At 62.6% G+C, this 10772-nt stretch carries 11 protein-coding genes and 1 pseudogene; 9 read left to right on the top strand and 3 right to left on the bottom strand.

What is annotated here, in order from left to right; translation table 11 throughout:
• From FNU79_RS19275 to FNU79_RS18190, 3 genes and pseudogenes are all read left to right on the top strand, one after another.
• Positions 1 to 480: cation transporting ATPase C-terminal domain-containing protein (locus FNU79_RS19275; protein ID WP_225430172.1), on the top strand; the 480-nt coding region annotated here is incomplete at its 5' end.
• Between the two features lie 67 nt (positions 481 to 547).
• Complete coding sequence (locus FNU79_RS18185) at positions 548 to 2428, top strand: pyruvate kinase (protein ID WP_143722216.1); 1881 nt, start codon at positions 548 to 550, stop codon at positions 2426 to 2428.
• Between the two features lie 235 nt (positions 2429 to 2663).
• Positions 2664 to 2975: pseudogene (locus FNU79_RS18190) on the top strand (lactate/malate family dehydrogenase); the annotation flags it as partial.
• 209 nt (positions 2976 to 3184) lie between these two features.
• Here the strand turns inward: FNU79_RS18190 and FNU79_RS18195 are convergent.
• The gene (locus FNU79_RS18195; protein WP_143722218.1) at positions 3185 to 3472 is read right to left on the bottom strand and encodes a hypothetical protein; all 288 of its coding nucleotides are present in this window, start codon (positions 3470 to 3472) and stop codon (positions 3185 to 3187) included.
• A 511-nt stretch (positions 3473 to 3983) separates the two neighbouring features.
• Here FNU79_RS18195 and FNU79_RS19280 point away from each other — a divergent pair.
• The gene (locus FNU79_RS19280) at positions 3984 to 4652 is read left to right on the top strand and encodes a BON domain-containing protein (protein ID WP_185974808.1); all 669 of its coding nucleotides are present in this window, start codon (positions 3984 to 3986) and stop codon (positions 4650 to 4652) included.
• A 100-nt stretch (positions 4653 to 4752) separates the two neighbouring features.
• Here the strand turns inward: FNU79_RS19280 and FNU79_RS18205 are convergent, their stop codons facing one another.
• The gene (locus tag FNU79_RS18205; protein WP_143722220.1) at positions 4753 to 5076 is read right to left on the bottom strand and encodes a hypothetical protein; all 324 of its coding nucleotides are present in this window, start codon (positions 5074 to 5076) and stop codon (positions 4753 to 4755) included.
• On the opposite strand from FNU79_RS18205, the gene FNU79_RS18210 reads away from it, so the two are divergent.
• From FNU79_RS18210 to FNU79_RS18225, 4 genes are all read left to right on the top strand, one after another.
• The gene (locus FNU79_RS18210) at positions 5075 to 5395 is read left to right on the top strand and encodes a hypothetical protein (RefSeq protein WP_143722221.1); all 321 of its coding nucleotides are present in this window, start codon (positions 5075 to 5077) and stop codon (positions 5393 to 5395) included. The genes FNU79_RS18205 and FNU79_RS18210 overlap by 2 nt on opposite strands.
• 84 nt (positions 5396 to 5479) lie before the next feature.
• Positions 5480 to 6418 carry an ATP-binding cassette domain-containing protein gene (locus FNU79_RS18215; protein WP_225430173.1) on the top strand — a complete coding sequence of 313 codons (939 nt, stop codon included), beginning with the start codon at positions 5480 to 5482 and terminating at the stop codon, positions 6416 to 6418.
• Positions 6418 to 7998 (top strand): hypothetical protein, encoded by a 1581-nt coding sequence (locus tag FNU79_RS18220; RefSeq protein ID WP_143722222.1) that lies wholly within the window; start codon positions 6418 to 6420, stop codon positions 7996 to 7998. The genes FNU79_RS18215 and FNU79_RS18220 overlap by 1 nt, the downstream gene beginning before the upstream one ends.
• A gap of 95 nt (positions 7999 to 8093) precedes the next feature.
• On the top strand, positions 8094 to 9803 hold the full coding sequence (locus FNU79_RS18225) for a DUF2207 domain-containing protein (protein ID WP_143722223.1): 1710 nt from the start codon (positions 8094 to 8096) through the stop codon (positions 9801 to 9803).
• 139 nt (positions 9804 to 9942) lie between these two features.
• Here FNU79_RS18225 and FNU79_RS18230 read toward each other — a convergent pair whose 3' ends face one another.
• On the bottom strand, positions 9943 to 10329 hold the full coding sequence (locus tag FNU79_RS18230; protein ID WP_143722224.1) for a transposase: 387 nt from the start codon (positions 10327 to 10329) through the stop codon (positions 9943 to 9945).
• Positions 10330 to 10563: 234 nt separating this feature from the next.
• Between FNU79_RS18230 and FNU79_RS19710 the strand changes: the two genes are divergently transcribed.
• Complete coding sequence (locus FNU79_RS19710; RefSeq protein WP_263862383.1) at positions 10564 to 10686, top strand: hypothetical protein; 123 nt, start codon at positions 10564 to 10566, stop codon at positions 10684 to 10686.
• Positions 10687 to 10772: the final 86 nt, after the last annotated feature.

A 10772-nucleotide genomic window follows, 5' to 3' on the forward strand; every position in this document is an offset into this window, starting at 1 on the left:
TGGCTCAACGCCGCCATCATCATTGTGATCGTGCTGGGCAGCATCGGGCTGGACTTCTACCAGACCCGGCGCTCTCAGGTGGCCGCCGAGTCGCTGCGCTCTCAGGTTGCGCCCATCGGCCCCATCAGCTCGGTCTACGACTTCCTGACCTTCTACGTGCTGCTGCGGATCTTCCATGCCCGCGAAGCTGAGTTTCATACCGGCTGGTTTGTCGAGTCGCTGGCGACCCAGACGCTGGTGATCTTTGTGATCCGCACCTTCGGCAACCCGCTGAAATCGAGGCCCAGCCGTCCTCTGGCGCTGGCGGCCACCCTGGTGGTGCTGGTCGGGGCGCTGCTGCCGTTCACTCCTCTCTCAGGACTGCTGGGCTTCGTGCCGCTGCCGCCTCTGTATTTCGTCTTCCTGACCTTCGCCACACTGACCTACCTGGGCTTAGTGGAGTTGGTCAAGCGCCGCCTGTTCGGGCAGGTGATGGGCTGAGCGGTTCTCTCTCCTTCAGAAGCCCTCATCCGAACTTCTGCTCGCCACAACGTTAAACCGGAGACCCATGCCATCAACCAAACCTGTACCCACCGACCACCACATTCAAGCCCTGACGAAACAGGTTGAACTTCTGCGCCGAGAAGTGCTGGACTACGAGCAGACACGCCGGGCCGACATCGAGCGGGCCGCGCCCGACTGCCGCGCTAGCGCCCGCAACCTGATTCATTATCTGGCGGTTCGCCAGCATGATCTGCGCGGATTGCAACGGGAACTTTCAGGTCTGGGCCTGAGTTCGTTGGGCCGGATGGAGGCCAACGTCTTGCCGACCCTTAACGCCGTGCTGCGAGCTCTTCGCAGCCTTGCTGGCGAGGCCACGCCCGGGGGATTCGGTCAGGATTTTGGTGGCCCGGACACGGATCTGGAGGCCGGTGACCGCCTCCTGCACCATCACACGCTGCGTCTGCTTGGCCCCCGTCCGGTGGGGCGCAGCGTGCGGATCATGGTCACCATGCCTAGCGAGGCCGCCGATGATCCTACAGTCATCTTGCACGCCTTGGAGCGGGGCATGGACGTGATGCGAGTCAACTGCGCACACGACGACGCGGCGGCTTGGAGCCGGATGGTCGCGCACCTGCACAGCGCGGCAGCCCAGCTCGGACGAACTTGCCTCACTGAATTCGATCTGGCCGGGCCGAAACTCCGCACCGGCCCGGTCACTCCTGGCCCGGAGGTGCTGAAGTGGAAACCCCAGCGTAACCAGTTGGGGCAGGTGATCACGCCGGCCCAAGTGTACTTCAGCGGTGTGGCCACGGCAGCGCCAGCAGGTGCTGTACTGGTTCTCCTCAGGTCTGCCCCGCTCCTGCCCGCCCAGATCGGGGATGAGCTGCGGCTGACCGATGCGCGGGGCCGCAGGCGACGGTTGAAGCTGACCGAGATCACTCCGGACGGTTGGCTGTGCACTTGCGACCGAACCGGCTACGTCACCAGCGGCATGCGGCTGACCCTGCGCCGGGAAGGGAAGGCGATAGGGCACCTTCACCTCGGGACCCTGCCAGCCAAAGCGCAGACGCTGCTGCTGCGGATCGGCGATCACCTGCTGTTGACCAGGGCACCCATCCCCGGCGAGGCCGCTGCCGGAGACCAGCCCGCGCACATCTCCTGCACGTTGCCGCAGGTGTTCAGTGCGGTCAAACCAGGACACCGCGTGCTGCTGGACGACGGCAAGTTCGAGGGAGTGATTCGGGCTGCCGACCTGGATGTACTCGACATCGAAATTGTTCAGGTGCCCGGCGGCACGAAGCTGGGCGGCGCAAAGCTGCGGGCCGAGAAAGGCATCAATTTGCCGGACACGAACCTCGACCTGCCAGCACTGGGCGTGAAGGACTTGGCTGACCTGGCCGTCTTTGCCCCGCAGTGCGACCTGGTTTCGCTGTCGTTCGTGCGTCGTCGCGAGGACGTCGAGGCCCTGATTCGGGAGCTGCACCGGCTCGGAGCGGCGCACCTCAGCATCGTGCTCAAGATCGAGACCAAGCAGGCCTTCGAATACCTGCCGGAGTTGCTGCTGGCGGCCCTCCGGCACGCTCCGGCTGCGGTGATGGTCGCGCGCGGTGACTTGGCCGTCGAGATTGGCTTTGAACGGCTGGCCGAGGTGCAAGAGGAGATCCTCTGGCTGTGCGAAGCCGCGCACGTCCCGGTGATCTGGGCCACTCAGGTGCTCGATACCCTGGCCCAGACGGGCGAACCGACCCGCGCCGAGGTCACCGACGCGGCGTTTTCAGGGCGTGCTGAGGCCGTGATGCTGAACAAAGGGCCGTACATCGACGAGGCGATCACATTCCTGGGAGGGGTGCTGGAACGAATGCACGAACATCAGGACAAGAAGTCCTCGTTGCTGCGCAAACTCCACGTCTCGGGAACAACTGGAGACGCAGGCGTACTTTCCTGATGCTGCTCGTTTTCACAAATTTCAGTTGTGGTGGCCAACTTAATAGAGGGTGCGCCGCCCAGCTCAGCGTGACCTCGGGGACTGTGCAGGTGGCCGAGGAGATTTAAGATTTAGGCCGACCGAACCGTCAGCGGTGAACCCCATCAAGCAAGACCATGATGAGACCGTTGTCAGAAAGCGGCTTTGTTCCTAGAGGTTTGATGTGTCAGGTTGATGAAATGACTAGGGAACGCCCATGAAGGTCGGTGTGGTTGGCGCAGGACTCGTCGGGGCGACGGTAGCCTTTGCGGTGGTGCTGCGCGGCAGCTGCTCGGAGCTGGTGATGGTGGACGAGAACGAACAGCGGGCCGAGGCCGCCGATATCTCTCACGCCGCGCCGATGTCACACGCGGTTCGGGTTTCGAGCGGCGGCTACGAACAGCTCAACGGTGCCCGCGTGGCGGTGCTGGCAGCAGGCGTCAACCAGACGCCGGGCGAGTCACGGCTCGATCTGCTGACACGCAACGCCGCCGTGTTCCGCGACGTGGTGCCGCAGGTGGCGCGGGCCTGATGAAGCACGCGGGCAGCGACGCTGCCAAGCAACGAACCGCCGTAGAATCAAAGGACACAGTGTTCCAACGACTCCTGGTGGCTCGGCAGGTGTCCGGTATCGCCACGAGAGGGTCCGGCTCCGTACCAAGCTGGCCCCGATACAGCTGGAATCTCGCCTTTGTCGTGCCGAGAGCCTTCACCGAGATTTTGAGATCCAGCCAGGCGTCAGTTCACCTGACCGACATTCAACTGATGCAGTGAGCGGTCAGCCTGATCTCTCGGTGCATGCTTGAGGTCAGACGCAAACTTCAGCAGTTCGTGGCCGAGCTTGGAGTGGGACGGATGTTTCCCGACCTCCTCACCGAGCTCGTCGAAAAACTGGACCCAGGCGTCGCGGCTCTGGGGCGCGCCAGACTTGAGCTTCTTCTCAAAAAACGGAACCAGATGTTCTTGGTCCACCTCTGAGAAGAGTCCAGCAGCACCCAGCTCCCTAGCGGCATTTTTAAAGTTCATGACTCATCCTAAGCGCGCCTATCAATGCCTGTCTACACGGTCTCCCCTTCATCTCACTTCGCTAACCGCTGCGACTTTTTGACGATCCGGACGGCCTGAATTCTGCCGCCAGCCCATGCAGGCAGTTCAAACCCCTACAGCTCCCGGGCAGCGCGAATTGACGCCACCCCCTCACAAATCAACGGACAGCGGAGCTGTCCGCTCCCGAGCAGCTGGAATCCAAACTGAAGCGGAGCAACCACAATGCACCCAGGCCGGACACGCATCGGTAATGCGGGCGGATAACACTCAGGTTCGGAGGATACGTACACCGCTTACCCTCTGCGAAAACGCAGCGCTGGACAGCAAGATCAATGGCAGGGCTGGGTGCCTCGCCTCCCATTCACCTCGGGACAGGATCTCCAATGGCGTGGAACAGCGGTTTGCCGTAGGTCAACGCACACTTCTGGAGCGTCTTCAGCGTCTGTCCGCCAACATATCCAGCCTCACTTCACCCCACAGGAGGGGAATCATGAAACCCAACGAAACTTTGCAACTGCGCGTCGTTCAGCAACTCGACTGGGAGCCCAGCGTCAATGCCGCGAACATCGGCGTCAAGGTCAAGGACGGTGTAGTGACGCTCGAAGGAAACGTATCCAACTACGCCGAGAAATTCGCGGCCGTCCGTGTAACCAAGGCCGTCTACGGCGTCAAAGGACTGGCAGACGAACTTCACGTCAAGCTGCACTCTTCTTTTGAGCGCACCGACGCCGATATGGTACAATCTGCCCTTCAGATGCTGGCCTGGGACACCGTCGTGCCGAAAGACCAAGTGAAAGTGACAGTCCGAGACGGCCGGATGACACTTGAGGGTGAAGTGGAGTGGGAATATCAGCGGACCGATGCTGAGCGTGCCGTGCGGTACCTCAGCGGTGTTAAGGGAGTTGTCAACGCCGTCACGCTTAAGCACCGCGCCGTCCCGGCGGACGTCAAGGCCAAAATCGAGTTGGCCCTCAAACGCAGCGCCGAGTCCGATGCGCAGCATATTTCTGTTGAAATGCACGATGGTACCGCGACCCTGAGCGGCAACGTGCATACTTTTGCGGCGCGGGATGAGGCGGCACTTGCGGCCTGGGCGGCACCGGGGGTCCGGATGGTGACCGATCACATCACGGTCAACGCAGACTTCGGCACGCGTTGACGCCAGTGCATTAAGTTCAACCTTCTCCCATCTCCCGGCCTTTCCTCTCACCTGACCCTTCAGGTGGCGGGAGCCGGGACGTCATCTGCCTACACCCAGGTTACCCACCCAAGGGAGTGAGCTCATGTTCAATCCGGTGCTCACCAGCCAGTGGGAAGAACGTTTCCTTCAGGGCGTTTACAGAGGGGAGAGCGTGATTGCCGTTTTCGGTACTCTTGACCACGCAGAGCGTGCCATCTATCTGCTTGACCAAGACGGGTTTCTCCTTCGCCAAATCTCGATTGTCTCCAGTACGTTCCACAGTGAGCGGGAGGGGCGACCGGCTAATCTGCTCTGGCTGGCTGGTCGCCTGCTCTTGCTGGGTCCGCGCCCTATTCAGCGGCGCCGCTCTCGTCGCCAGTTCATCTGGCGCGCTGATCGGCATGCCGCTGCAGATCCTCGCTCATTCTTCCTTCCCGGATTCCCTGAGTCCCAGTCTGATCCTGAATCTGGTGTTCGGTCTGGATTCATTCGTGACGGTTCTGGGACTGCGGTGGTGTCTGAACTTAAAGTCTGCCGCCCGTCTGACCTGCTTCACCGGCGAACACTGGTCGTGGAACGCCGCTCTCGCCTTGGGATTCGGTCAGGTGATCTGGATCGTCACCGAGGTTCTGATGCTCCGTGGGCTGAGCCTGTTGCGCTTCTTTTTCGGCGGCTCGTTTGGCTGGCCCTGGTGCTCGGTGTGCGAAGTGGGCTTCACTTGACGCTGATCCCATCTCGGGTTATGAGTGACCCGGTTCAGCGGGCGTGTCCCGAACGTGCGAACCCGGCACAAAAGAGTATCCATCATGATAAATAAACTGATTTTGGTCGCCGACCCTTCCCATGCAGGTCATACCAAAGAAGGTACCGACGTCATCGGAACGGCGCTGCAAGAACATGGCGCGCGGGTGGACGTACATCCGGTCCAAGAAGTCATCACGCTTGAGCCATACCGCGCCGTGATGGTGGGCAAGGTACGTGACTTGCCCGGAACGAAGGAGATCCAGGGCAGTTCACCCCTCGTCCTCAGTCATGTCTACAAAAACTTCGGTGACAAGCCAGCGGTAAAAGACCTTAGCCTAGAGGTGCGCCCCGGCGAGTTTTACACCCTGCTGGGCAGCAACGGCGCGGGCAAGACCACCACACTGCGAATGATTGCCGGGCTTCTGGCCCCCGACGCTGGTGACATCAGCCTGTATGGTCGCAGCCTGAAAGCTGATCCCCAGGAAGCCCGCCGCCCGCTGGCCTACCTGCCCGACGATCCGCTGCTGTACGGCAAGCTGCGGCCCGGCGAGTACCTGGAATTCGTGGCCGGACTGTGGGGTATTTCGGCCATGACAGCCGCCCCGGAGGCTGAGCGACTCCTGCGCTGGCTTGATCTCTGGGACGTGCGGACGCAGCTCACCGAGGGCTTCTCACGCGGCATGAAGCAGAAGCTGGCACTGGCCGGGGCGCTGATTCACCAACCGCGTCTGCTGCTGCTCGACGAACCGCTGACGGGCCTCGACGCCGCCGCCGCGAGGATGGTCAAGGACGCCCTGCGCGACTTCGCCGTCTCGGGTGGGGCGGTGGTGCTCGTCACCCACATCATGGAAGTTGCCGAGGGTCTGGCCCACCGCATCGGCATCCTTCATCAGGGGCAACTGGTGGCTGAGGGCAGTCTGGACGAGTTGCGCCGCGTCTCCGGCCTGGGCGAGTCAGCCCACCTCGAAGACGTATTCCTGCACCTGGTCGGCGCACAGTAATGCCGCGGCTGAATCTGGCCCCCGGCACGCTCGTATGGTTACTGGCCCAGCAACTGCGGGTGAGCTGGCGCTCACTCGGGTCGCGCTGGGTACTGTGGACGCTCGCCGGGCTGGTGGCATTCGATCTGATTCTCAGCTTGCTCAACTTTTCCGGGCTTCAAGGGCTGCGGCGCACGCTGACCTCGTCGGAAGCGGGGGCACAACTCACCAGCGTGAGCGGCGCGTTTTTGATGGGCGGCGGGCTGCTGAGCGCCTTTCTCTTCACCATACTGCTGGCTACGGCTATCAGCGGCACGCTAGAAACCCTGTTCGAGCGCGGTGACCTTGACTTGTTGCTCGGCTCGCCTCTGTCGCCTGGCCGGGTGCTCGCCTCGCGGCTGCTGGGCGTACTAATCGGCGGACTGCCGCTCTACGTTGGACTGGGGCTGCTGGTCTCGGTTCCGCTGCTGGTGGCGGGCTGGTGGCCGGTGCTGGGCTTCTGGCCCTGGCTGCTGTCGCTTGCGGCGCTGGCAACAGCTCTGGGCGCGGCCCTGACCTTGGGGCTGGTCAAGGTGCTAGGCGTGCGCCGTGCCCGGACGGCAGCAGGCATCCTGGGGGCGCTGCTGGGCGCGAGCTTCTTTCTGCTGAGCCAGGCGAGCAACTTCATCGGGAACAACTCGCTGACGCGGTGGATCAGCTCAGTCGACTTCCAGCACCCGCCGCACCCGGACTCACCCCTGTGGTGGCCGGTACGGACCCTACGGCTGGACGGGCTGCCTACGCTGGCGACGCTCGCGGTCTCGGCGGGGGTGTTCGTGCTGGTCAGCTTCGGCCTCGCGAAGCTCTACACCCAGGGTGCCCAGACCGCACTGATCCAGGGCAATCCCCGGACCCGCGCGCCCGCCCACGCGGGGCCGCTGAGATTCGCCTCAGGCGGGCGGGCCATCGTGCTCAAGGAGTGGCGTTTGCTGGGCCGCAATCCGCTGCTGCTCTCACGCACGCTGCTGTCGGTGCTGTACCTGATGCCCCTGGGCTTCGGGTTGCTGCGCGTGCCAGTGAGTGGCGCAGGCGACGCGCTGAGCGCCCGGCTGCTGGGCTTCGTGGCGATTCTGGCGCTGGGCAGCCTGACCAGTAGTCTGGCCCAGATCACCGCCAACGCCGAGGACGCCCCCGATCTGCTCCTGAGCAGCCCCACGCCGCTGAACCGGGTCAGGTGGTTCAAGCTGTGGGCCGCGCTGACTCCGGTGCTGCTGGTCTGGGTGGTGCTGTTCGTACTGGCACTGGTCATCGCCCCAGGTGGACTGGCGCTGCTGGGCCTCGCGCTGGGGCTGCTCAGCGTTCTGGGCGTCGGTTTTATGGTGCTGTGGCGACCGCTGGAGATTCGCCGCGCTGACCTGATCCAGCCGCGCGAGGGGCAGCAGGTCGACTGGCTGGCGGCACTGGGCACCCTGGCGATGGAAGCAGCCTTGCTGGGGGCCTTCTTTTTCTTGCCGGTAGCTGGCGCGGGCCGGATCGTCGGCAGCCTGGCATTGCTGGTTGGGCTGGGCATACCGCTAGGGGTGGCGCTCTCGTCGCGGCGTAAGACGCTGGCGGCGACTTGAACCCGCTGTGGCCCTCCCTCAGCACAGTCAAGCCTTCAGCCAGAAGTACCAGCTTGAACAGTGCGAACCAGAGCTTTGTGGGCAGGAGGCACATTATGAAACTTCGTCACATCTGGATCAGTGGCCTCACACTCGCCGTCCTCGGTCTGCCCACCGGCACGGCTCAGGACGTCAAGAAGACCTACAGCGCCAAGCGTTTTGACAGCGCTATTCAGGTGGAACGGGGCGGCTCGCTGCTCATCACGGAAACCACCACCTTTAATTTCGTGGGCGGCCCATTTACCTTCGTTTTCCGCGAATTGCCGCTGGGAAAAACGGACGGTCTCTCGGTGCTGAGTGCCAGCGTGGACGGCCTGGTGTACCCCATCGGCAAACAGCCGGGACAGGTGGAAATCAGCGGCAGCGACCCCAGGCGAGTCACCTGGCACCTTGAGCCACTAAGTAATGCTACTCGCACCCTCAAACTGACCTACCAGGCCAGCGGCGTGGTGCGCCGGAAAGACGGAAATGACGCCCTGATCTGGCAGCCGCTGCCCGACGAATACGCCTATCCCATCGCTGAGAGCCGGACCACTTTCAGTTTTCCAGCAGCGGCCACTCTCGTGGCTGCACCGGTGGTACAGCGCGGCACGGCGACCATTCAGCAAGCTCCCAACCAGGTCACGTATACCGCTCAGAACTTGCAGCCGAACGCACTGTTGATTGTCAAACTGCCGTTCAGGGAAGGCAGCCTGATCGCCGGGCCGCCCCAGTGGCAGGTTGCCCAGGAACGCAACGCCGAGCGCCTGCCCTACTGGACCGGCGCGGCCATCCTGCTGCTAATCGGGGGGCTGGCGTGGATGTGGACTTACCAGCGGCGGCACAGTGCTGTGAGCGTGAGCGTCTCGGGAAGCGTGACCACGCCGCCCAGCGCCTTGCCGCCCGCTCTGGCCGGGGCACTGGTGAGTGGGGGAACGCTCAACTGGAACCATCTCCAGGGCACGCTCTACCGTCTGGCCGAGCGTGGTGTGCTGGTTATTGAGCAGCAGTCTGACGTAGACAAGGGCAGCAAGCCTGAGTTTGCCATCCGTCTCCTTGACCAGAAAGCCGAACTGGCACCGCACGAACGGGGGCTGATAGACATGTTGTTCGCGGGCGAAAGTAACGCACAGCCTGCGCTCAAACAGCCATCAATCAAGCTCTCGCAGGTCAGCCAGAAAACACAGGGGCGTGGCTGGAAGCTATTCACGGTGCCGCTTCAAAGCGAACTGGAACGGGCCGGATTCATCAGCGAGGAGCGGCAGAGCGAGCGCAACACGCTGATCTACCTTGGCATCGCGCTGCTGGTGCTGGGTGCACTCGGTATGCTGCTGACGGCCATCTGGGGCGGGCCACTCGGCTACGCCCCCTTCGCGGTGGCAATTGCCGTGGTGGTGCTGGGCCTGGCAGGGTCGCTGCTGGGCCTGAGCATGAAGTTACTGTCGGACAATGGGGCGCACAGCGCCGCGAGCTGGCAAGCCTTCCGCGATCACCTGAAGGCCGTGACCAGAGGGGATGCATCGCTGGGTGAACAGGCGGCATTTGAGCGTCTGCTGCCCTACGCTGCCACCTTCGGACTGGGCCACCTCTGGATCAAACAGGCTGGGCAATCCGGCGCGGCGCGGCCCCCCGCCTACTTCAAACTGCTGCCCTCCACGCCGGATAATTCTGGCTGGGCACTGTTTATGATCATGCAGGTGGCGGTCAGCAGCACTGGAAGTGGCTCGTCCGGGACTGGCGGCGCGGGCGCAGGCGCAGGGGGCGGCGGTTCCAGCGGGGCTGGGTAAACCTGATTTCGGCCTGATGTGAGGAACGCAACCAAATCCTGCGTTAACAGTACTGTCAATCTGGTCTTTACAGTCTGGATGGCAATTCTCGACAGTTTGATATTGCAAGACGGTTCTTGCACGCTTTTGATGCACGCTGTCATCCTGAGAGCACACGGATCCGCAGGAGATCGAAATTAGCCCGGCCATACATCTGCCGTTTGATCATTTTCAGCCGGTTTACGGCACCCTCCGTGGGGCCATTGCTATAAGGAAGGGTCAGCGCTGCGAGCAGCGCTGACCCTTCTCGCTGCAAACCTTTTGCAAAGCTCATCAGATCCGTCAAGCCGCTGGCCTGTACAGCTTTGAGCCACTGAGGGAAGGCCTCACCCTGGCAGGAGCGAAGCATCACACGAAACGCATGCACCAGTTCCTGGGACTGCTGCAATGGCAGGCACGTCCGGAGTCGTTCGAGGAGCCCCGATTGTTCCTCTTTGACCTCATCTGGAAGCGAAAACAACAACCAGGACGCCGATTTGACTGTCATCAGCGGGGGCTTGTCTTAGGGAACCCTCTCAGCCTCGCGGTTTCGCATTGCCGATGCTCGGAACGGGCCAGGGGTCGTCGGGGCCGGTACCTCACGCCGTTCCTGGTCCCATAGGATGACGCTGCGACTCGATCCAGCATACCACGGTACAGTTGGCTGGCATTGCGACAGCCTGTATCCCACTTGTTCTGCAGCACTTCGCGAAAGGAGGGTAAGGATGCCGGGAGGTCGGGCGTGACGCCGCCGAAATACCTGCCCTTGACAGCGAATGGCCTTGTGAACTGTTGCGCGGTGGACATCGGCGGTGCGCACAATGGCCGCGATACTTTTGCCCTGCTGAAACTGGCTGTGGAGTGAACCCAAAGCGCAGGACCAGCAGGCAAGTCACTTCTAGGCTGGATGATAGCGGGCGGCGAACTCGGCAGGTGGGACGTAGCCGAGAC

It is taken from the genome of Deinococcus detaillensis (assembly GCF_007280555.1).
Taxonomy (GTDB): Bacteria; Deinococcota; Deinococci; order Deinococcales; family Deinococcaceae; genus Deinococcus; species Deinococcus detaillensis.